At 37.3% G+C, this 22,686-nt stretch carries 20 protein-coding genes; 16 read left to right on the top strand and 4 right to left on the bottom strand.

From position 1 onward, the window contains the following. Positions 1–271 precede the first annotated feature (271 nt). The 3 genes from ACFIQE_RS03460 to ACFIQE_RS03470 all read left to right on the top strand — a co-directional run bounded on the left by ACFIQE_RS03460 (position 272) and on the right by ACFIQE_RS03470 (position 3,102). Positions 272–424 carry a hypothetical protein gene (locus tag ACFIQE_RS03460; RefSeq protein ID WP_375707269.1) on the top strand — a complete coding sequence of 51 codons (153 nt, stop codon included), beginning with the start codon at positions 272–274 and terminating at the stop codon, positions 422–424. A 256-nt stretch (positions 425–680) separates the two neighbouring features. Beyond that, positions 681–1,370, top strand: coding sequence for a nitroreductase (locus ACFIQE_RS03465; protein WP_375612167.1), 690 nt, complete (start codon positions 681–683; stop codon positions 1,368–1,370). Positions 1,371–1,710: 340 nt separating this feature from the next. Next, positions 1,711–3,102 (top strand): L-serine ammonia-lyase, encoded by a 1,392-nt coding sequence (locus ACFIQE_RS03470; protein ID WP_375620780.1) that lies wholly within the window; start codon positions 1,711–1,713, stop codon positions 3,100–3,102. Positions 3,103–4,865: 1,763 nt separating this feature from the next. On the opposite strand, the gene ACFIQE_RS03475 is transcribed toward ACFIQE_RS03470, so the two are convergent. Together ACFIQE_RS03475 and ACFIQE_RS03480 are read right to left on the bottom strand one after the other, a co-directional pair. Continuing rightward, a complete protein-coding gene (locus tag ACFIQE_RS03475; RefSeq protein ID WP_375612117.1) occupies positions 4,866–5,144 on the bottom strand; it encodes a hypothetical protein in 279 nt (92 codons plus the stop codon). A gap of 32 nt (positions 5,145–5,176) precedes the next feature. Further along, complete coding sequence (locus ACFIQE_RS03480) at positions 5,177–6,526, bottom strand: D-alanyl-D-alanine carboxypeptidase (RefSeq protein WP_375630045.1); 1,350 nt, start codon at positions 6,524–6,526, stop codon at positions 5,177–5,179. Between the two features lie 234 nt (positions 6,527–6,760). On the opposite strand from ACFIQE_RS03480, the gene clpS reads away from it, so the two are divergent. Continuing rightward, positions 6,761–7,132: an ATP-dependent Clp protease adapter ClpS gene (gene clpS / locus ACFIQE_RS03485; protein WP_375640928.1), complete on the top strand. Its 372-nt coding sequence runs from the start codon at positions 6,761–6,763 to the stop codon at positions 7,130–7,132. A 6-nt stretch (positions 7,133–7,138) separates the two neighbouring features. Continuing rightward, positions 7,139–9,490, top strand: a complete 2,352-nt coding sequence (gene clpA / locus ACFIQE_RS03490; RefSeq protein WP_375630043.1) for an ATP-dependent Clp protease ATP-binding subunit ClpA — start codon at positions 7,139–7,141, stop codon at positions 9,488–9,490. A gap of 7 nt (positions 9,491–9,497) precedes the next feature. On the opposite strand, the gene ACFIQE_RS03495 is transcribed toward clpA, so the two are convergent. Together ACFIQE_RS03495 and ACFIQE_RS03500 are read right to left on the bottom strand one after the other, a co-directional pair. After that, entirely contained in the window at positions 9,498–9,920 is a 423-nt protein-coding gene (locus tag ACFIQE_RS03495) for an HIT family protein (RefSeq protein WP_375607220.1), read from the bottom strand. A gap of 134 nt (positions 9,921–10,054) precedes the next feature. Then, positions 10,055–10,516, bottom strand: coding sequence for a RidA family protein (locus tag ACFIQE_RS03500; RefSeq protein WP_375620782.1), 462 nt, complete (start codon positions 10,514–10,516; stop codon positions 10,055–10,057). Positions 10,517–10,661: 145 nt separating this feature from the next. Between ACFIQE_RS03500 and ACFIQE_RS03505 the strand changes: the two genes are divergently transcribed. The 11 genes from ACFIQE_RS03505 to lpxA all read left to right on the top strand — a co-directional run bounded on the left by ACFIQE_RS03505 (position 10,662) and on the right by lpxA (position 22,686). Further along, positions 10,662–11,498 carry a cell envelope integrity EipB family protein gene (locus ACFIQE_RS03505; protein ID WP_375620783.1) on the top strand — a complete coding sequence of 279 codons (837 nt, stop codon included), beginning with the start codon at positions 10,662–10,664 and terminating at the stop codon, positions 11,496–11,498. Positions 11,499–11,665: 167 nt separating this feature from the next. Continuing rightward, on the top strand, positions 11,666–12,445 hold the full coding sequence (gene rpsB, locus ACFIQE_RS03510; RefSeq protein ID WP_273788135.1) for a 30S ribosomal protein S2: 780 nt from the start codon (positions 11,666–11,668) through the stop codon (positions 12,443–12,445). 102 nt (positions 12,446–12,547) lie between these two features. Further along, positions 12,548–13,471 carry a translation elongation factor Ts gene (tsf, locus tag ACFIQE_RS03515; RefSeq protein ID WP_375630041.1) on the top strand — a complete coding sequence of 308 codons (924 nt, stop codon included), beginning with the start codon at positions 12,548–12,550 and terminating at the stop codon, positions 13,469–13,471. Between the two features lie 157 nt (positions 13,472–13,628). Beyond that, positions 13,629–14,348, top strand: a complete 720-nt coding sequence (gene pyrH, locus ACFIQE_RS03520; RefSeq protein WP_273790666.1) for a UMP kinase — start codon at positions 13,629–13,631, stop codon at positions 14,346–14,348. 37 nt (positions 14,349–14,385) lie between these two features. Beyond that, positions 14,386–14,946: a ribosome recycling factor gene (gene frr / locus ACFIQE_RS03525; RefSeq protein ID WP_273790667.1), complete on the top strand. Its 561-nt coding sequence runs from the start codon at positions 14,386–14,388 to the stop codon at positions 14,944–14,946. 731 nt (positions 14,947–15,677) lie between these two features. After that, on the top strand, positions 15,678–16,493 hold the full coding sequence (locus ACFIQE_RS03530; RefSeq protein WP_375613469.1) for a phosphatidate cytidylyltransferase: 816 nt from the start codon (positions 15,678–15,680) through the stop codon (positions 16,491–16,493). Between the two features lie 15 nt (positions 16,494–16,508). Continuing rightward, positions 16,509–17,657 (top strand): RIP metalloprotease, encoded by a 1,149-nt coding sequence (locus tag ACFIQE_RS03535; RefSeq protein ID WP_375613470.1) that lies wholly within the window; start codon positions 16,509–16,511, stop codon positions 17,655–17,657. Between the two features lie 202 nt (positions 17,658–17,859). Beyond that, entirely contained in the window at positions 17,860–20,256 is a 2,397-nt protein-coding gene (bamA, locus tag ACFIQE_RS03540) for an outer membrane protein assembly factor BamA (RefSeq protein ID WP_375630040.1), read from the top strand. Between the two features lie 65 nt (positions 20,257–20,321). Then, a complete protein-coding gene (gene lpxD, locus ACFIQE_RS03545) occupies positions 20,322–21,368 on the top strand; it encodes a UDP-3-O-(3-hydroxymyristoyl)glucosamine N-acyltransferase (RefSeq protein ID WP_375630039.1) in 1,047 nt (348 codons plus the stop codon). Between the two features lies 1 nt (position 21,369). Beyond that, positions 21,370–21,837, top strand: coding sequence for a 3-hydroxyacyl-ACP dehydratase FabZ (gene fabZ, locus ACFIQE_RS03550; RefSeq protein ID WP_375620785.1), 468 nt, complete (start codon positions 21,370–21,372; stop codon positions 21,835–21,837). Positions 21,838–21,861: 24 nt separating this feature from the next. Next, a complete protein-coding gene (lpxA, locus tag ACFIQE_RS03555; protein ID WP_375609506.1) occupies positions 21,862–22,686 on the top strand; it encodes an acyl-ACP--UDP-N-acetylglucosamine O-acyltransferase in 825 nt (274 codons plus the stop codon).

The raw sequence follows: 22,686 nt of genomic DNA on the forward strand, positions 1-22,686 counted from the left end.
TGCAGGAAAGTAGAGATTGGGGTGCTTATTAAGTTATATAAAAAATAGACATATTTCTTATAACAATGTGATCTATGCAGACAGAATAATAAAATGTACGAATATTATTCAATTGGAAAATTAACACGTGAGTTTTCAATAATAGCTCGAACTTTGCTATGAAGAAGAGGGACTTCTTATCCCTTTTCGGTGTGGAAGTACACGGATTTATACATAAACGGATCGTCATAAGTTAAAACAAATCCTGTATGCTAACAGAGTAAAATTTTCGTTGTCTGAAATATCTGATATGTTGACAATGGTTGGAAAACCACCTGATGATGAGAAAAAGCTTAAGAAATTAATTGCAGGAATTCATAAAAAACGAACTGATTTAAAGCAGATGCAGCATGATGTTGATGATCTTATACAGGATTTAGAATGAATTGAAGAGAGTTCTTTTGAGAGCTTCGCGGAGTTGGAGGGTAGTCATTGATTATAAATTTATTTTGTCTTCTTTTAGACTAATTTCTTTCTCTTAAAAGAGATAGATTATACCGTCTCTAAGGGGAATATTTACCACTGCGTGAAATGTGTAAGTCATTTAAAGAAATAGAGTGTTTGAAAAAGCTGCAAAGGTATTTTCGCAGTATATTATTCTTGATAAGAAAAAACTATTTTTCATAAAGAAAGTAAAAACAATGACAGTTTCTCCTATGAGTGTTTTTCAATCTATTTTGTCACGAAAGTCAATTCGCGCTTTTACTGATCAGCCAGTTAGTTTGGAAACAATCAAAGAAATCTTAAAACTTGCAGCACGTGCACCATCTGGAACAAATATTCAGCCATGGCAAGTAATTGTGCTTACAGGAAGTGTATTACAGAAAGTAGGGCAAGAGCTTTCACAACTTGTGCTTTCAGGTGTAAAAGGAGAGCGTGAATATAGTTATTATCCACGTCAGTGGCGTGAGCCTTATATTTCAAGGCGTCGAAAAGTTGGTTTGGATCTTTATCAGAGTCTTGGAATTCAAAAAGGTGATGAAGAAAAAATACTTCATCAAAAGGCGCGAAATTTTTTATTTTTTGATGCACCTGTAGGACTCTTATTTACAATGGATCACGACATGGAAATGGGGAGTTGGCTTGATTTGGGTATGTTTATGCAGACCATTATGTTAGCTGCACGTGGATTTGGATTAGATACCTGTCCTCAAGCTGCTTTTGCTGATTATCATAAACAGATTCGTACGCTTTTATCTATTCCTTCTGATCGCCATATTATCTGTGGTATGGCACTTGGTTATCGCGATATGAGTGCTCCAGAAAACAATTTTGAGACAGAACGAGAATCGTTAGAAAAATTTGTACGTTTCATTGAAACATACCCATAAAATATTTTATACAATTAAGCATATGTTTTGAAGAACTTAGTGCATTATGAAAAATATTTCCGATAAGATTTCTCATCCTTATTGAATTTTAATATTGCATATTAACACTTATTTTACTACGTTTGGAACATTGGGAGTAGTGACTCTAGGGGCATTGTCCGTTTTAAAGGTTGGCTAATGGAAAACACTATAGAAAGAAAGTGTTGGGTGGTAGCAAGACGAGCGACATTCGTGTTTATTGTTGTCATTTTTTTAGTTTATCTCGCAATTTGATTTTAAACGGAAGAAACGTTATGAAAAAGCATATATGCTCAAGCTGTACTATAGTTTAAGGTGATACGTGTTTCTATCTGTTTTTGAACTTTTTAAAATTGGGATTGGTCCTTCTAGCTCACATACGATGGGACCAATGACTGCTGCTAATATGTTTTTGCAAAAGATAGGAGATTTTTCTCAGTCGTCTGATGTTCAAGTTTCTCGTATACGTGTTTATCTTTATGGTTCTTTAGCTTTCACGGGTATTGGTCATGCAACAGATAGAGCTATCATATTAGGACTTTTAGGAGAAAAAGCTTCTACTGTTGATCCTGATAGCATGGGGTTTTTGTTAGAAAAAGTTATACGTGAAAAAAAAGTGCAACCAGAAGGTCATCCCGCTTATCAGTTTGATGTGCAACGTGATCTTATTTTTGAACGAAAGCAAATCCTCCCTGGACATACAAATGGACTAGCCTTTGAAGGACTTGATACTGATGGGAATGTTCTGTTGCGGCAGATTTATTATTCTATCGGTGGTGGCTTTGTTGTGACTGAGGATGAATTAAGCCATATGAATGATAATATACAACCAGAAGCATTTGAGGTACCATATCCATTCGATTCTGCTTGTACAATGTTATCAATGGCAGAAAAATCAGGACTTTCAATTGCTGAAATGAAGCGCTTAAATGAAGAAACAAAGATAGAGCGTTCTTCTCTTGATGTAGGGCTTGATGAAATTTTTTCAGCGATGACAAATTGCATTGATAGAGGTCTTTCACAAGAAGGTGAGTTGCCTGGTGGATTGCGTGTTCTAAGGCGCGCTAAAAAGCTGCATGAAACGCTTTTGGAAAAACAAAAGAAAAATTACAATTATCCACTTTGGGCAAATGATTGGCTTTCGGTGTATGCTATAGCAGTCAATGAGGAAAATGCAGCAGGTGGTCGTGTTGTTACAGCACCAACAAATGGAGCAGCCGGTGTCGTCCCAGCCGTTTTGCGTTATTATCTTCAGTTTAATGATGATTCAGATCGAGAGGGAATACATAATTTTCTATTAACGGCAGCAGCTATAGGCGGTGTTATCAAACATAATGCCTCTATTTCTGGTGCAGAAGTTGGGTGTCAAGGTGAAGTTGGAACGGCATCTTCAATGGCCGCAGCAGGGTTGACTGCAGCGTTAGGTGGAACACCAGCTCAAATTGAAAATGCGGCAGAAATTGCGCTTGAACATCACTTGGGAATGACATGTGATCCTGTTGCAGGTCTTGTACAAGTGCCTTGTATTGAGCGTAATGCAATGGGAGCTGTTAAGGCGGTAACGGCTTCTTCTCTTGCATTATATGGTAATGGAGATCATTTTGTTTCTCTTGATGCTTGTATAGAAACAATGCGCCAGACTGGTCATGATATGAGTGAACGCTATAAAGAGACAAGTAAAGGTGGTCTTGCAGTCAATGCGATATCTTGTTAAGAGCTGGAACATTTTTCAATCCATAACTGGACTTTTTGGAGAGAGATCGTATTTCCTAATAAAGCTTATGTTTTTTGTTCCTTATAAATCAAAATTCCACTTTAATGCAGCAGTAGTTTGAAATAAATCTGAGATGATTCAGTGTTTTCTTAACGAATAATAGGTGTTGCATGCAAGCTTGGAGGGGAGAGATGTTGTACATCTGTTTGATTTGTCTCTAAAGTGGGGAAAAGTGTAATTTGGAAAAAATAAGAAAGCGTAAAGTAAAATTAGTGATCAATCTGCCATTATTTTTAGCTGGGTTTTATGGCTTTAAAAAGTTTCCATAGCCATATATCTTTTAAGTAATGGAAGATTATGCCTGAGTATCCAAGGAAAATTTGTTTTAAGTCTGAATAATTATGATGAAGAAAGTAGAATTTTAAAGGTTTTAATTTTTTAAAGTGAAGTTTTTTTCTACCTAGTATGGTAAAAAATGCCTTGAAAAAAAACACTAATTTACAATAATTAAGAGATATATTGGAAATATCTTTTTTATTTATAAATTTTGTACCGACAAAAAAATTAAAATAAATAATAACGTATACATTAAGAAATATTTATAAAAATTCTCATGAGAATAGAATGCACACGATAGAACATTGTCGTGTTACGCGTTCGTGAGTTCGTTTTAAAAAAATATCTCTCAGGCCTCCCCCCAAGCTCATTTCGCGATGGCACCTGTGAATGATATAACGGTAAATCCATTGAGCTGTCTCTATCTTTATGCTTAATAAAAAGAAGTACGCTGGCATGGTTACACACTTTACCAGCCCCCCTCTGTACAGGGGGACTAAAGCACTTGGCATTTGAAACGGTTCATTATAGGCATTTTTAGTCTTTTTGGGACAGTTTCACGCTACACACTAATCTCGCTCATAACATGCAAGAGACGGTTTTGATTGATTCAACATAAACAGATTTTAAATGAGAGAATCTTACGATATTCGAGATTCTCATCTAACAAAAAAAAATAATTAATTATCTTTATAAATCAGTATCTTGCATATGAATAATATAATGTAAGTTTTCCATGAATGGTATAAAAGCTATAGAGTATTAGCATCTTTATTTATAAAGGGAGAAAACCAGCACTATCATCCTTTTTTAAATGGTTTATATGCTAATTTTGCTCGTGATGAGCAAGCGAGCGATTTTGACTGATTCAAGATAAGAAGTAAAATAAGATTATTTTACGAAAATCTCTTGTTCAATATGCAAAAAATAAATTATAATTATAAATTAAAATCTTATGGAAATCGTTATCATAATATTTAATCTGATAATTTGTTTACGTTTTTTCATCGATAGTATTTGTATTTTCCAATTTGCTGTGCCTGTTGACATAAATACAAGTAAGAGGAGTTAGATTGTTTTTTTTTTACAGCGGTTATGTTGTATAGGGAGCGTTATTAAGAGGGATTTTCTTTATTGAACTTTTACAATAATCCCATCAAATCGATAAGCTTTCATCTAATGAAGCTATTCATTTTTTCCAGAAAGATATCAAGGATAATTTTTTATATTAAATCCAAAAGTGGAAAAATATTGGGTATTTTTATGTCCTTAACAATGTTTTTATTGAAAGCTTGGAGATATTGGATAGTTGGAAAAGCTGTCAGAAAATTCAACAATTTAAGAAAAAAGTATGTTTATCAAAAGGTTTTCTAAGGCTGTAGATAATGGTTAATAATAAAATAATTTTTTAGAGAGGGTCTGTAGAATTAAATATTTGTTGCTCCTAAACGGATTTTAATAGGCACATTACCAGTTTGGCTCGCAACACGTAAATGAATGCGTACAGGAGGCATTATGAGACGACGGTTGCGCATTGTTTGGCAAATGAGAAGGTTAACAAGAGACTGTGTATCTAATGCAGTCGAATTATATTTTAAACCAGTAAGTTTTGCGGCAGCATCGTGAAGAGAACGCAATGAAAGGAGGGATGATTGCTTCAATAAAACTTCTTTTTTATGGAATGAAGCAAAAGCATTATCTGTCATAATACTATCCTTAACGCAGAATTCAAAAATTTTTAGTAGGCTACAGTATAGCAGTTAAAATTTGCTTTCTTTAATGTAGAGCAAGCATCAAATGCAGCTTTTTTTGATTGAAACCCTGTAAAGCGCGCTCGGTAATAACGCTGCCCATTTTTTTCAAACAGTTGCATATGTGAAGATGCGTTCTTTAAAGTGGAAAAAGCTGTATTTTTTGCTTTTAAAAGTAGAGTTTTTGCTTGTTCTTCACTAGGAAGAGAACCAATTTGGATAGCCCATCCGGCATTTTCGGACAAAGAGACTGTTACAATTTTATGAGTCTCAGCCGGTATAGTTTTTTGAGGATTCGGTATTGGTATAATTACCTTATTGACAGCCGTTATTGCGATATTGGAGTTTTTAGGTTGTTCTGCAAATGCTGTCAACATAGTCGAAATTTCATCGTCAAAATTACTTGAATCAGCTTTAATGGTCGGTATAGGAGTATTAGCCCCAGTGGGTAAGTGATAGCGTACAGAAGCTATTAAACGTTCACCACTTTTCATTTGGCTTGCTTTGGGCAAATATTGATTCAATAAGCTAGCCATATGCTCGTCACGTGCAGTAGATGATTTACCTCCCATAACAACAGCGACAATAGAGCGCCCCTCAAGACGCATCGAAGTTGCTAAATTAGAACCTGACATTTGTGTGTAGCCTGTTTTAATTCCATCGACACCTTTCATTATTTTAACAAGTTTATTGTGGCTGTTAATTTTATGTCCACGAAAATTAAAACTTTTTGTTTTGAACAATTTATATTGTTTGGGAAAATGTTTACGTAAAGCTAATGACAAAGTCGCTATATCTCGTGCTGTAGAATAATTGTGCATATCCGGAAGTCCTGAAGCATTTGCAAAATGTGTATGTTTCATGCCAAGTTTACGAGCTTTTACTGTCATCATTTGAGCGAATTTTTTTTCACTACCTCCAAGATATTCTGCAATGGCAGCAGCAACATCATTTGCGGATCTTGTAATGAGCGCTTTAGCTGCTGCTTCAGCAGAAATTGTTTGGCCTGCTTTAAACCCAATTTTTGTCGGTGGACGCATTGCTGCATAATGAGAAACAGGAATTGGTGTATTTGGTGTCACACGACGCATCTGCATAGCTTCAAAGAGTAAGTACAATGTCATCATTTTTGTTAAAGAAGCAGGATAACGTTTCAGTGTTGCATTGGCTTGAAATAAAGTTTTTCCCGTAGTAGCATCTATAACAATAGCCGCATACTTATCAGGATAGGCGCCTTGAGGTGTGGCGGATGCCCAACAGTAAGAAAAAGCTAACATAACAAAAGAAATTGCTATTGTTTTACAGTAGCGCATAATTTTTTGATAATTAATATACACTTGCAGTATCCTATTTCTCCATTTATCCTAAAAAACTTCTATAAAGCTTCCTTTTCTGTAATTTATTGATGCAGTTTAGACGAATGGTATTACTAATTTGTTTACAGAAGTTATTTTATGAGTGAGTGATTGAAGTCTAACCATAGAGGGAAATTTTTTTCTAATACAAACAGGTATTGCAATAGTTATGAAAGAATTTAAAATTAATAAAAATGTGCTGCATGGAAAACGATAATGGGACAGATGCTCATAATAAACTCTATAGCTCATATTATGCATAATGAAAAGGGCAAGAATTGGGATGAAGGTAGGCATGGTGCGGTTATAATGCCTAAGGCTAGAGAAAAACTCGAAAAACCTAAATTATGTCGAGTTTTTTTGCTTAATGATGATTACACACCTATGGATTTTGTTGTTTTCGTTTTGAAGAACTTTTTTAAAAAAAGTTTCGAAGAGGCAACGCGGATAATGTTAGATGTTCATCACAATGGGATAGGAGAATGTGGGACTTACACTTATGAAGTCGCTGAAATGAAAATATTACAAGTGAGGGAATGTGCGCGTCAAAATGAACATCCGTTACAATGTGTAATGGAAGGGAAGTGAGGAGCTATGCCATCTTTTACACCTAGTCTTGAAGAGGTTTTGCATCGTGCATTAACAATTGCTACTCAAGCACGGCATGAATATGCAACACTAGAGCATCTTCTACTTGCGCTGTTAGATGATGCCGATGCAAATTCCGTTATTCAGGCTTGCCAAGTAGATGTGGAGGAATTGCGAGAGCGCTTAACCAATTATCTTCGCTCAGAGTTAGATGAACAGATTAGAGCTGATGAGGATACAAAGCCTACAGCTTTTTTCCAGCGTGTTATCCAACGTGCGGTGATTCATGCACAATCAGCTGGAAAAGATGAAGTATCGGGGGCAAATGTTCTTGTTGCAATTTTTTCTGAACGTGAAAGCCATGCAGCATATTTTCTTCAAGAGATGGGAATGACACGCTACGATGCTGTACGTTTTATTTCACAGGGTGTCACGCGTGATGATGGGTTATCCATGTTACTTGAAGGACTTGAAGAGCAATTAGATCAGCAGATTTCGGATAATGGTGAAAGAGGAACAAGTGCTTTAACGAATTATTGTGTTGATCTCAATTGTAAAGCACGTAATGGAAAAATTGATTTATTAATTGGCCGTGAAATAGAAATTTCACGCATGATACAGATTTTATGTCGAAGGTCAAAAAACAATCCGCTTTTGGTTGGTGATCCTGGAGTAGGGAAAACAGCTATAATTGAGGGATTGGCAAAGCGTATTGTTGATGGGCAAGTGCCTGAAGTTTTATCAAATGCAACAATATTTTCTCTTGATATGGGGGGACTTGTTGCAGGTACACGTTATCGCGGTGATTTTGAAGAACGCTTAAAGCAAGTTATTAAAGAGTTTGAGCTGTATCCAGATGCTATTTTATTTATTGATGAAATTCATACCTTAATTGGAGCAGGAGCGACATTAGGGGGAAATATGGATGCAGCAAATCTTTTGAAACCTGTGTTATCTTCTGGAACTATGCGATGTATTGGTTCGACGACTTACAGAGAATATCGCAAATTCTTTGAACAAGATCGTGCTTTAGAGCGTCGTTTTCAGAAGATTGATATTAATGAACCTTCTGTTACAGATGCGATTAAGATTTTGCAGGGGATGAAGCCTTACTTTGAAGATTTTCATCAGATTAAATATACAGATCAGGCGATGAAGGCATCTGTAGAATTATCTTCACGTTATATAATTGACCGTAGGTTACCTGACAAAGCAATTGATATTATTGATGAAAGTGGCGCAGCGCAAAAGCTTTTGCCACAAAAACAACGCAAGAAGAGTATAGGTGTTAAAGAAATTGAAGCGACTGTTGCTACAATTGCAAGAATTCCACCAAAAACAGTTTCTCGGAATGATCAGAAGATACTGAGTAAGCTTGAAAGAGAACTCAAACATGTTGTTTATGGTCAAGATCAGGCAATTTCCGTCTTAGTTTCATCCATAAAATTGGCGCGAGCAGGTTTACGCGAACCGGATAAACCAATAGGAAGTTATTTATTTTCAGGACCAACAGGTGTAGGAAAAACTGAAGTTGCAAAACAGCTTGCATCATCTTTAGGCATTGAATTATTGCGTTTTGATATGTCAGAATATATGGAACGGCATACGGTAGCGCGTTTAATCGGAGCACCTCCAGGTTATATAGGGTTTGATCAAGGAGGTCTCCTTACAGATGCAGTTGATCAGAAACCTCACGCAGTTCTATTGCTAGATGAGATTGAGAAAGCGCATCCAGAGTTATTTAATATTTTATTGCAGGTAATGGATTATGGTAGATTAACAGACCATAATGGTAAGAAAATTGATTTCCGCAATGTTATTTTGATTATGACAACCAATGCTGGTGCTTCAGATATGGCAAAATCAGCTATTGGATTTGGGAAAGTACATCGTGATGGTGAGGATATAGAAGCAATCAATCGGTTATTTACACCAGAATTTCGTAATCGGTTAGATGCAATTATTCCGTTTGCACCTTTATCTCATTTAATCATCAATCAGATAGTGCAAAAATTTATTTTTCAGCTTGAAGCACAATTAGCTGATCGGGGAATTTGTTTTGAATTAAGCCCTTCTGCAACTTTATGGCTTTCTAATAAAGGATATGATTCTCAGATGGGAGCACGCCCATTAGGGCGTGTTATACAAGAATATATTAAAAAGCCATTAGCTGATGAAATTTTATTTGGAAAGTTACGCAATGGTGGGACCGTTCGCGTATTGACACAAAAATCAAATGGTAAAAAAGAAAGCTTACAGTTAGAAATTTCATCTTCCGATATATCTGTAAGTTCAAAGAAAAGTAAAATGGAAAACTTTACAAAAAAACGTGTAGGAAAAAAAAGTACAACAACTTAAGAGTGTGTTATAAAGCTGCACGAATTTTTTTTGCATTCTCTTCAAGTATTTCTGGAGGCGTTACCATATCATTATGAGGGGTAAGCTCTATTCCCTCCATACGTGGTATAATATGAAAATGAAGGTGATAGACGGTTTGTTGACTAGCTGCTTCATTAAATTGCATGACAGTTATGCCATCTGCTTGAAAGGCTTTTTTGACAGCATTTGCAATTTTTTGAACAGCTTTAATAACAGGAAATAATGTTTCAGGATCTGCATCAAGTAAGTTTCTAGAGCCTTTTTTAGGAATGACCAGCGTATGACCTGGTGCTTGTGGCATGATATCCATAAATCCAATAACATCATCATCTTCGTAGACACGAACAGAAGGGATTTCATTGCGAATCAATTTAGCAAAAATATTGTTATTGTCATAAGCTTGTTTCATACAAATATTTCCTTTTATCGTAAGTTTAAGATTCTAATTTAAAAACGAAAAAATGCAAGGTTTATCAGAGTGTAAGACAAAGAAGTATTTTGACTTCAGTTATATTTAGGATAATGCACTGTCTTAATGAAGGTTTAGATTTCTATAATGGCTTCAACTTCTACAGGAACATCCATAGGAAGAGAGGCAACACCAATAGCAGAACGGGCGTGTTTTCCAATTTCACCAAGGATATTGACGAATAAATTAGAAGCTCCATTGGCAACAAAAGGAATATCGGTAAAATGAGAATCTACAGCCACAAAAACAGTAATTTTGACCACACGTTTTATTTTATTTAAGTCACCCAGAGTTGCCTTGAGTTGCGCGAGAATATTGAGAGCGCAAGCTTCAGATGCTTTTTGGGCTTGTTCGGTATTCACAGTTGCACCAACTTTACCGATGGCTATTGGTTTTCCATTAATAAGAGGGAGTTGTCCAGAAATAAAGATTTGATTGCCACTTTGTGAAGTGGTGATGTAATTGGCAAGGGGGGAGATTACTTCAGGAAGAGTGATTCCGAATTTTTCTAAGTTTTTTTCAATCATATTGGTCATAATTTTAACTCCATAGCTGCTCTATAATATATTCATTGCATAATCTATTTTTTGATTTAAGAAAATGTGTGGTTAATTGAGAAATTAACCTTTTTTGCCTTATTGTATGATGTTATGCAACGGGGATAAAGTTCGGAAGTTGGGAATGATTAGATCATTATTTATAATAATTTTATATATTGTTTTTTTATGTACTGCGAGAGCTGAAGAGCCCATTTTTATTGTGCCTCATCGAGCAATTTATGATTTTCATCTCGATAGTGTTTCTCATGAAATGACAATTTCTGCGATGTCAGGACGAATGGTTTACGAGCTTACTGGTTCGGCATGCCAAGGCTATAGCACACGTTTTCGTTTCATTAGCCGTGTTCACATTGAAGATATGCCAGTACGTTTGACGGATCAACAGACGACGAGTTATGAAACAGGAGACAGCCGTACATTTCGTTTTAATATTACAGATCAAGAGGGAGAAGAGGTTGTGCATCGTGCCGAGGGGGTTGCGGAGCGTACGCAAGATGGTATCACAGTTACCTTAAAAAAGCCAAAGGAAAAAGAGTATAAGCTTGCAATGGCTGAATTTCCAATGATGCAACTAAAAAATATTATCCGCCATGCAAAAGCAGGAGATCATTTTTACAATGTTACTGTATTTGATGGGACAAATAAAGCAGATAAAGTTATAAAAGAAAGTATCGTCATAGGGGAAAAGAAGACGCTTTTATCTGATAGCGAAACGGAAAAAGTAAGAAAATTGGATGAAGAAGAATATTGGCCTGTTACAATTTCTTATTTTGATGATGGAGAAAATAAAGATGGTTTGCCGGTTTATCGTAGCAGTTTTCTCTTACATGAGAATGGTGTCATGCGTGATCTTCATATAGATTATGGAACTTTTTCAGTGCGTGCAAAATTGAACAGTCTCGAATTCTTGGAACTTGGAAAAGATCTTAATCAATGTGAAAATGCAAATATTAAATGATTAAAGAAAATAACTTGAAAAAGAATCAAATATTAGTATGTTTGCGCTATTCCACACGCGGAGTCTGGGTGTTTGCAAATGATCTGTGAGAAACTTCTAGCAAGCATCCGCCGGTAGCAGGTCTTCCTGCTTTTTCCGCGGAGGTTGAACCGGAAAGGATAAGATTTATGGCACTACCCGATTTTACTATGCACCAGCTTTTAGAAGCCGGTGTGCATTTTGGTCATCAGACTCATCGCTGGAATCCCAAAATGACTCCCTATATTTATGGTCAGCGTAATAATATCCATATTATTGACCTTGCTCAGACTGTTCCACTTTTACACCAAGCACTTAAACTTGTTTCAGATACTGTAGCGCGTGGTGGTCGTATTCTCTTTGTTGGTACGAAACGACAAGCATCTGACATTATCGCAGATGCGGCGAATCGTTCTGCCCAGTATTACGTTAATGCACGTTGGCTTGGCGGCATGCTCACAAACTGGAAAACGATTTCCAATTCGATCCATCGTTTGCGGAAGCTTGATAAAATTCTTGCTGCTGAAGCGCAAGGCTTTACTAAAAAGGAACGTTTAAATCTTGAACGTGATCGTGAAAAGCTTAATCGTGCGCTTGGTGGTATTAAAGATATGGGTTCTGTTCCAGATCTTATCTTTGTTATCGATACGAATAAAGAAAATATTGCACTCCAAGAAGCAAAGCGTTTAGGTATTCCAGTGATTGCTATTATTGATACCAATTGTGATCCCGATGACGTAACACATCCAATACCAGGTAATGATGATGCTTCACGTGCAATTTCTCTTTATTGCGATCTTTTTGCCCGTGCTGCTCTTGATGGTATTGCACGCCAGCAAGGAGCAATGGGTATCGATTTAGGAGCTCAAGTTGATGCACCTGTGGAGCCTATTTTGGAAGAAAATGCAGTTTCAGAAGTTTCTGAATAATATAAAATGCCTAATTAAGGTACTTTTATTGTCTAAAGAAGAAGTTATAGGCGTGCAGAGGGATTTTGCACGCTTTCACTGTTATAAAATAAAGAGGCAAATATGAGCATTACTGCTGCACAAGTAAAAGAACTTCGAGAACTATCTGGCGCTGGTATGATGGACTGTAAAGCCGCCCTAGCAGAGACCAATGGTGATATGGAAGCTGCTGTTGATTGGCTTCGTAAAAAAGGAATAGCTAAAGCAGATAAAAAGGCTGGTCGTACAGCAGCTGAGGGATTAATCGGAGTCGTATCAAAAGATTCACATGCAGTTTTGGTTGAGATTAATTCTGAAACAGATTTTGTTGCGCGCAATGATGGATTCCAAGACATCGTGCGTAAAGTAGCAACTGCTGCCTTAGATACGCCAGGGGATGTTGAATCTGTTTCTGTTTCTCTTTATCCAGGTTCTGAGAAGACTGTAGAGCTTACGATTAAAGATGCAATTGGTACAATTGGCGAAAATATGACATTTCGTCGTTCCGCTAAATTGTCTGTTGAGAATGGTGTTGTTGCGACTTATATACACAATAGTGTGGCTGATGGGCTTGGAAAACTTGGTGTTTTGGTTGCGATTGAAACAACAGGAAATAAAGAGGCTGCTCTTGCTTTTGGTCGGCAGGTCGCGATGCATATTGCGGCAACCAATCCATTAGCACTTACAGCACAAGATGTTGATGCTGCTGCTGTTGAGCGAGAAAAAGCAATTTTTTCAGATCAAGCGCGTCAGTCTGGAAAACCTGAAAATATCATTGAAAAAATGGTAGAAGGACGTATGCGTAAGTTTTTTGAAGAGGTTGTTTTGCTTTCTCAAGCTTTTGTTATGAATCCTGATATAACTGTTGAGGCCGCTCTAAAGGATGCTGAGAAATCAATTGGTGCCCCAGCAAAAATTACAGGCTTTATTCGTTTTGCATTAGGTGAAGGTGTGGAAAAAGAGGAGTCTGATTTTGCTGCAGAGGTTGCTGCTGCTGTAAAAGGCTAGTTATTGCAAACTCTTGATCAGAGATTTAAAGTCATATCATTGGTTGTAGAATCTCTGAGGGGAACAATGTAATTGTTGAGAGGGCGTCACGTGAAAAAAGTGGTGCCCTTCGTGATGTCAAAAGCAAAAAGTAAATGGGCTTTTGGGGAGATTATTAATGGCATTAGCACTTCCGTATAAACGTATTCTTTTAAAGGCTTCTGGTGAAGCTCTTATGGGAGGGCAGAATTTTGGCATTGATGTTTCTGTTGTAGACCGTATTGCCGCTGATATTGCAGAAGTGCGCACAATGGGGATAGAAGTTGCGGTTGTTATCGGTGGGGGAAATATTTTTCGTGGCGTTGCTGTTGCTTCGCATGGTGGGGACCGAGTGACAGGTGATCATATGGGAATGCTTGCAACTGCTATTAACTCTTTAGCATTGCGAACATCTTTGACAAAATTAGGGGTTGAAACTGTTGTACTCTCTGCGATTGCTATGCCACAAATTTGTGAAAGTTTCTCGCAACGTAAAGCAATAGCTTATATGAATCAGGGAAAAGTTGTTATTTTTGCAGGTGGTACAGGAAATCCATTTTTTACCACTGATTCTGCTGCTACTTTACGTGCAGCAGAAATTGGTGCGGATGTCCTTCTTAAAGGAACACAAGTTGATGGTATTTATTCAGCAGATCCAAAAATAGACCCTACGGCTAAGCGTTTTGACCAATTAACACATGTTGAAGTTTTGCAATGGGGATTATCTGTTATGGATTCAACGGCGGTCACTTTAGCACGTGAGAACAATGTACCGATTATTGTGTACTCCATTCATGAAAAAGGCGGTTTGGCTAAGGTCTTGAATGGAACAGGACGCTTTACAATAGTATCGGAATAAGGGTAAGCTTCAAAGGACAATTGAAGGAGACAGAAATATGAATGTTACATCAATTATGGATGATTTGAAACGTCGCATGGATGGTGCCATTACGGCTTTTAAACATGAATTAGGTGGTTTGCGGACTGGACGTGCATCGGCCAGTTTATTAGAGCCGTTGACCGTTGAATCTTATGGTTCTGTTGTGCATATCAATCAGGTTGCTAATATTTCTGTTCCCGAACCTCGGATGCTTTCTGTTTCTGTATGGGATAAAACGATGGTCGGAGCTGTAGAGCGCGCTATTCGCGATTCTGGTCTTGGTTTAAATCCCATAACTGATGGTACGAATCTACGTATTCCTTTGCCTGAGTTGAATGAAGAGCGCCGTAAAGAACTTGTAAAAATTGCGCATCACTATGCAGAGCAAGCGCGTGTTGCTACACGTCATGTTCGTCGGGATGGTCTGGACAATTTGAAAAAGTTAGAAAAAGATGGTGAAATTGGTCAAGATGAAGCCCATAGTTTGTCTGAAAAAGTTCAAAAACTCACGGATGAAACTATTGCTGATATTGATAAAATTTTAGCCGTAAAAGAATCTGAAATTATGCACGTTTAAGACGATTTTGTCACTAGAAAAAGGATATTTACTCCCAGCCTGTAAATTGTTTCTAGGGATAATTGTAGGGAGTGGTGTGCTCTGTGGTAGCAAGGTGTGATGCAGGAAGGTGTTCTATCATTTTGATATGGGAGAGACTGATTTGAAAGGGCAGATGTTTTTATTTTTTAGTCTGCGTGATAAATCATGCCCTTTGCTGGGAGACACTATTTAACAGCATGGTGCGGGTTTTTAGTTGAGCACGTCTTTGTTAAAATGCATAATGAAAGCATTATTAGAAATTATTCAAATATTCTAAGATGAAGGTTGAGGAAAGAATATAATGCAAAAAAACAAGTCTAACCTTTCTCTTATTTCTCATTATAAAACATGTGAGTATAATTGATCAAGCAGATGTTATGTGGCGTAATTCATTTTTTAATGACGAATAGTTGATAGAAAAGTGTTTTTATACGAAACCTATATTAGTTAATTTGTATGGGGCAGAGGTAACTGCTTTTTCATTTTATATTTGAGAAAATATTAAAAAAATATTTATAATTTTGACGGAGATTTTTGAAGCTGTTTTCATTGATTATTAGTTTCATAAGCGCTATCTTAGTAGACTGAATTATTTATGATAAATTATAAGAGAAATTATACAGGTATGAGATAAAAATACTGCGTAGGGGAGTTTTTCTTGCGTTAATTTTAGAGCTTGTATTTTCTATTTTTATTGTTTGGATGTTGTTTTGTCTAATTTGGTTTATCGTATTCTGACAGCTTTTGTTTTTGGCATTATTGCGTTGTATCTAACATGGTTGGGAGGAAACTTCTTTTTTTTATTTGTATGGTGTATTGGCGGTTTTGTTCTTTATGAGTGGATGAGTATTACTAAAGAGAAATGGTGTATTTTACAAAAAATATTAGCAAGTATCTTTTATTTAATCTTTGGCTTTTTTTTAGTATTGAGTGTATCTGCTTCATTGATTTTTTGTGTTTTAATCGTTTTAGCTACAGTGTTAGCTATTATATCTATAAAAAAGAGTGGTTGGGTTTTTTGTGGTTTTTTATATGCATCTTTTCCTGTTGTTGCTTTATGCTTTCTACGGGATCATGAAATGTTGGGGTTCCAAGTTGTTATTTTCTTATTTACGATAGTGTGGGGAACAGATATCGGTGGTTATTTTATCGGACGTGCATTAGGGGGCCCTAAATTAGCACCACAATTTTCTCCTAATAAAACATGGTCAGGAGCACTTGGTGGTACATTTGTCGGAGTTTTCGGTGGTATATGGGTTGCTTTTGGATTTTTTGATATAAATTTAGCCAGTTTTTTTGTGCCACTCCTTACACTTGTTTTGTCAATTGTTTCACAATTGAGTGATTTAGGGCAATCATGGCTCAAAAGACGGTTTTCTGTTAAAGATTCTAGTTCTTTATTGCCTGGACATGGTGGTTTTATGGATCGTATAGATGGATTGGTAGGGGCAGCTTTTCTTCTTTATTTAATTGGTTCATTTATGTCTGATATGGATGCGCCTTTTAATCTTTTTAGTATGATCTAATTGGGAGAAGATAGTTTGGAACTTTTAAATCATATCGTCACTATGGGTGATTTCCTTTTAAGAAGTTTGAGTATTCTTTTCATCATTATGATTATCATTTTTGTGCACGAATTTGGGCACTATCTCATTGGTCGGTGGTGTGGTATTAAGGCGTTAATTTTTTCGCTTGGATTTGGACCAGAAATAGCGAGTTATACAGATAAGCATGGCACGAAGTGGCGTTTAGCACTTATCCCCTTAGGAGGTTATGTAAAATTTGTTGGGGATGAGGAAAAAATCGATACGGAATCATCCCAATCATCTCTGATTGTTGATGGTTCATTTGCTAGTGCGCATGCTTGGAAAAAAGCAGCAACTGTTTTTGCCGGTCCTTTCTTCAATGCCCTTTTTACTGTTGTTATTCTAACATTTTTTTTCTTTATCTATGGTCGTGTAGCCATTGAGCCCGTTGTTGGTTCTTTGGTAAAAGATAGCCCTGCTCTTCAATCCGGTTTGGAATTAGGTGATCGTTTTGTTGAAATGGATGGACGACGGGTTGAAAGCTTTGAAGATTTGATGAATTATGTAGCTTTTCACGGAAGAGAACCCATAGAGTTTAAAATAGAACGCATGGGGCGAGTCTTTACAACGATGATTACCCCGAAAGTCGTTGAGCGAGATGATGGATTTGGTAATCGAACACGAAGTGCTATGATAGGTGTAGGTGTTCCTGTTGATTTAAATAATCCTGCACGTTTAGATCCAACTTATATAAAACATATTCGCTATGGTTTTGTAACAGCTGTAAGAAAAGCGTCAGACCGTACTGTGTTTATCGCCACTCAAACCGTTCTTTTTATGAGTCGTTTAATAGGAGGCAAAGAGGATCGTTGTCGGCTAAGTGGACCTTCTAAAACCGTTAAAATTGCTTGGAAAGTGAGCGAGACAGGTTTTATCTCTTTGTTGAATTTGGCAGCTTTTCTTTCAATAAGTGTTGGGCTTATTAACCTTTTTCCGATTCTACCGCTTGACGGTGGGCATCTTTTATTGCATGTCATTGAGGTCATTACTGGGAGGAAAATATCTGCTAAAATTCAGGGAATCGTTTTTCGTTTAGGTTTTTCCATTCTTCTCCTTTTTATGATCTTTGTCTTTTTTAATGATTATTTTTGTTGGTTTAGCTAATTAAATTATGGAAAACGCTTTATAAATTAAGTAATAATAGCAAAAACAAATTGAAGGTTGTTTACCATGTCTACAAAATGTTGTGGCGTTGTACATTATAATGAGTAATTAAGGAATGAAAAGTCTCGCTGTAAAAAGGTTGTTATGGCAGTTAGCTTTTAAGGCATCATGTCCAAGGAACGAGAGTAAGGTAAAAAAGCCAATGACTACGAATTCAAAGTTTTTAAATGCAGCATCTGTATTGGTGTTAAAGATGGGGATGATTGCCCCAACAACGGTTTTTATGTCAATTGCTGCGGTCGGAGAAATACAAGCGTCTGTAGTCCGCTCTATTGAGGTTCGTGGGAATAAGTTTGTAAGTTCTCAGGCGATTCGAGACAATATGGGGATTAAGGTTGGGCAAGGTGTTTCCAGTGGTGATGTTGATAGTGCTGTGAAGAACCTTTTCGAATTGGGTTTATTTTATGATGTTAAAATAAATCCGGTGGGTGATAAATTGGTTGTATTCGTAAAAGAATATGAGGTTGTCAATCAAATATTGTTTCAAGGAAATAAATCTTTTAAAGACCCAGATCTTAAGCGGTTTATTTCTTTAAAACCGAATGAGCCTTTTAATTCTGCTAAGCTTTCTGCTGATATAAATACAATTCGTGAGGCTTATAAAACTCTTGGTCGTAATAATATCACTGTTAACGTTCAAACGATTAACCTTGGAAAAGGGCGGGTTAATGTGGTATTTAATGTCGTTGAAGGGAAAAAAACAAAGATTGGTGATATCACTTTTAAGGGAAATAATGTCTTTGGAAGTCGCCGTTTGCGTGATGTGATTTCAACAAAAACTTCAGGAATTTTTTCGAAGTTGTTGGGAGGTGATGTTTACAGTGAAGAGCGCCTCGCTGTTGATGAAGAAGCTTTACGTCGCTTTTATTATAACCGTGGTTATGCAGATTTTCGTGTAGTCTCTTCTAAAGCAACTTTTGATGCAGCAAGCAATACGTATAAAATTTCTTTCGTTCTTGATGAGGGTGCGCTCTATAAAATTAGCGATATTCAGGTTGAAAGTGATGTTGATGGAATTGACGTTCAATCTGTGAAAAGGATACTTAAAACCCAGCCAGGTAATGTTTATAGTGCAGAAGATATTGAACAGTCTGTTGCAACTATTAATAACAAAGTTGCTGATTCGGGATATGCTTTTGCTAAAGTTGAACCGCGGGGAAATCGTAATTTAGCAAATCATACAATTTCAATTTTATATAATATTGAACAGGGAACACGTGCTTATATTCAACGTATTGATATACGTGGCAATGAGAAAACGCGTGATTACGTCATTCGCCGTGAGATTGATTTAAACGAAGGAGATGCTTACAATCAAACTTTATTACAGCGGGCAAAACGTCGTCTAGAAAGTTTAGGTTTCTTCAAAGCCGTTAATATTTCAATGGTTCCTACAGATCAATCTGACCAAGTTGTTTTGGTAATAGATGTCGTTGAAGCTTCAACAGGAGATCTCTCTCTTTCTGGAGGGTATACAACAGGGGGAACAAGTCCTGGTATGTCACTTGAAGTTTCTGTTACTGAACGTAATCTTGGGGGACGTGGTCAATATGTTCGTTTAGGATTAGGTGCGGGGCAAGAAAAATCTCGTAATTATAATTTATCATTTGTTGATCCTTATTTCTTAGGGTATCGTTTATCTGCTGGTGTTGATGTTTTTCGTAGTACTTATCGTGCTGATAAAGCCTATGATGTACGGCAGACAGGTGGATCGCTGCGGTTTTCGTTACCTATTAATAATCAATTATCTGCTAATGTAGCTTATTCTTATGTGCAGGAAGAATATGATTTTGGCGGAGAGTATGATTTTGACAAAGAGAGTGACATAATAGAATTATATGGGAAATATTCTGGTGCGATTGTTCAAGCTGCAAAACACAGCCCTTGGAAACGTTCATCAATTAGTTATGGTTTCACCTATAATACGATTGATGATATGAGATCCCCCCATGATGGGTGGTACGTGCATCTGCTTCAGGAATATGCAGGGCTTGGTGGGAGTGCAAAGTTCTTGAAGACCACGGGTAAGGCGATGATGTACAAGACTCTTTCTGACCAGAAGGATATCGTTGGTTTGCTTTCCTTTGGGGGTGGTTATATCCACGGAATGGGCCGAGATGGTGTTCGTATTTTCGATATGTTTAAAGTAAATTCTGATATGATTCGAGGGTTCAAATATAATGGAATAGGTCCGCGTCAGGTTTCCAGTAAGGGTGAGGTTTATTTCTTGGGGGGAACGACATATATGAATGCGACTGCTGAAGTACAGTTCCCTATCCCTGTCGTGCCTGAAGGATTTGGGTTGCGCGGTGCTTTATTTGCGGATATTGCCACGCTTTATGGCAATAATTATAAAGCCGTTTTTAAGGGTGAACCGTCTGTTACCAATACCAAAAGTGCTTGGCGTTCATCTGCAGGTGTGAGTTTGATGTGGGATTCTCCGTTTGGTCCTTTGCGTTTTGATTATGCTTGGCCAATAACGAAGCAGGAAGGTGATCGTTTGCAAAAATTGAACTTTGGTATTTCTACGAAGTTCTGATTTGAGCGATTTTAAGAAGGAAAAACTTGAAGAGAATAGCTTAAGCTGGGAGAGAAAGTGTTTTGATGGCGGATACATTTTTTTTTACGCCGTCCCGACGATTGACAGTTGCAAATGCTGCTGAGTTGACGGGTGCAAAGCTTCTTAATCCAGAGTTTTCTCATAAAGTTATCAATACTCTTTCTTCACTTGAGAGTGCTGTGGAAGGTTCGCTTGTTTTTGTAGAGCATCGGAAGTTTTCTGATGCTTTACTGGACAGTTCTGCTGTTGCTGTTTTGTGTACGAATGAGATTGTTTTTAAAGTTCCCGAAACTATGGCAATTTTGGTGACATCCACACCACAGCGTGACTTTGCTCAGATTGGTCGTATTTTGTTTCCAGATTCTGTCAAGCCAATGCCTTGGTTGGGGCAGAAGGGGATTTCATCGCATGCGCATATTCATCCAACGGCTAAGTTGGCAGATGATGTGTGTATTGAAGCGGGAGCTGTTATTGGTAAAAATGTTGAGATTGGTGCAGGAACTCTCATTTCATCCACAGCTGTTATCGGTGAAAATTGCCGTATTGGATGTGACTGCTATATTGCTCCTAAGGTAACAGTTCAGTGTTCTATAATAGGTGATAAGGTTCAGCTTTATTCTGGTGTTTGCATTGGGCAAGATGGTTTTGGTTATGTTGGGGGCGTTTCTGGAATCGAGAAAATTCCACAGCTTGGTCGCGTTATTATTGAGGATGGTGTAGAAGTTGGTGCGAACACGACAATTGATCGTGGAACATTTCAAGATACTGTTATTGGTGAAGGAAGCAAGATTGATAATCTTGTACAAATTGCCCACAATGTAAAAATTGGCCGCTATTGTCTTATTGCCGCTCAATGTGGCATTGCGGGAAGTACATCTATAGGGGATATGTCTCAGCTTGGCGGAAGTGTGGGAGTAGCTGATCACATCATAATAGGTAAATCTGTTCAGATTGCTGCTCGTAGTGGTGTTATGAATGACATTCCGGATGGCGAAAAATGGGGAGGTAGTCCAGCGCGACCATTTAAACAATGGTTTCGTGAAGTAGCGGCGTTGCGCAGTATGGGAAAAGTTAAAAAGGAGAAACGCTGATATGATCAGCAATGAAAAAACTAAAAACTTAGAGGCTGTCGATATTGAAAAGCTATTATCAATATTACCGCACCGTTATCCATTTTTATTAATTGATCGTATCGTTGATATTGATGGTGAACAAGAAGCGATTGGTATTAAAAATATAACGATTAACGAGCCACATTTTACGGGACATTTTCCCTCAAAGCCTGTTATGCCTGGAGTTTTGATTTTAGAAGCTATGGCACAAACGGCAGGAGCAATAGCACTTTTAAATTTAGGCAATAAGCAAACAAATTTAGTTTACCTTATGACGGTTGATAATGCGAAATTTCGTAAGCCGGTTATGCCTGGTGATCAGCTCAAGATTCATGTTCAGCTTTTGAAAAAAAGATCTGGTATGAGACGTTTTTCATGTGTTGCAAAAGTAGAAGATGTCCGCGTCGCTGAAGCAGAAATTGCAGCAATGATTGTCGAAGAAGAATAAACGATATTTGATGGGAATTTAAAAATGTCCGGTACAAAAATCCATCCAACTGCTCTTGTGGAGAAGGGAGCGCAGCTTGGTGAGAATGTACGCGTTGGACCATTTTGCCATATTAGTTCAGAGGCTGTTATTGGTGATGAATGTAGTTTGACAAGTCATGTTGTAATAATGGGAAAGACAACGTTAGGAGCCAAGAGTAAAGTATTTTCTCATGCCGTTTTGGGGGCAGATCCGCAAAATAATAAACATAAAGGAGGGGCTACAACTCTTTTTATTGGTAAGAATTGTACGATTCGTGAAGGTGTAACAATGCATAGGGGGTCCGATTCGAGTGTAGGAATGACAGTTGTTGGTGATAATTGCCAATTTTTTTGTTATGCGCATATCGCTCACGATTGTTATGTAGGCAATCATGTAACATTTGCCAATAACGCAATGATTGCTGGTCATGTTACTATTGGTGATTATGTGATTATTGGTGGTGGTGCTGCTGTTCATCAATTTGTTCGTGTTGGACATCATGCATTTATCGGCGGCGTATCTGCACTGGTTGGTGATCTGATACCTTATGGAACAGCTGTTGGTGTGCAGGCAAAACTTGCTGGACTCAATATTATTGGCATGAAGCGTGCAGGACTTGAGCGTCAAGATATTCATGCACTCCGTCATGCGGTTGCTATGCTTTTTGATCATAGCAAACCATTTAAAGAGCGTGTCAGTGATGTTGCTTCTTTCTATTCTTCTTCTCAGTCTGTTTCTGAAGTTGTTAATTTTATTAAAGAAGAAGGAAAGCGTTTTTATTGTACACCAAAATTTGAAGGTGTTAGAATAAAAGAACATAAGGATTAA

This window comes from Bartonella sp. AA1HLJMS (assembly GCF_042197445.1).
Taxonomy (GTDB): Bacteria; Pseudomonadota; Alphaproteobacteria; order Rhizobiales; family Rhizobiaceae; genus Bartonella.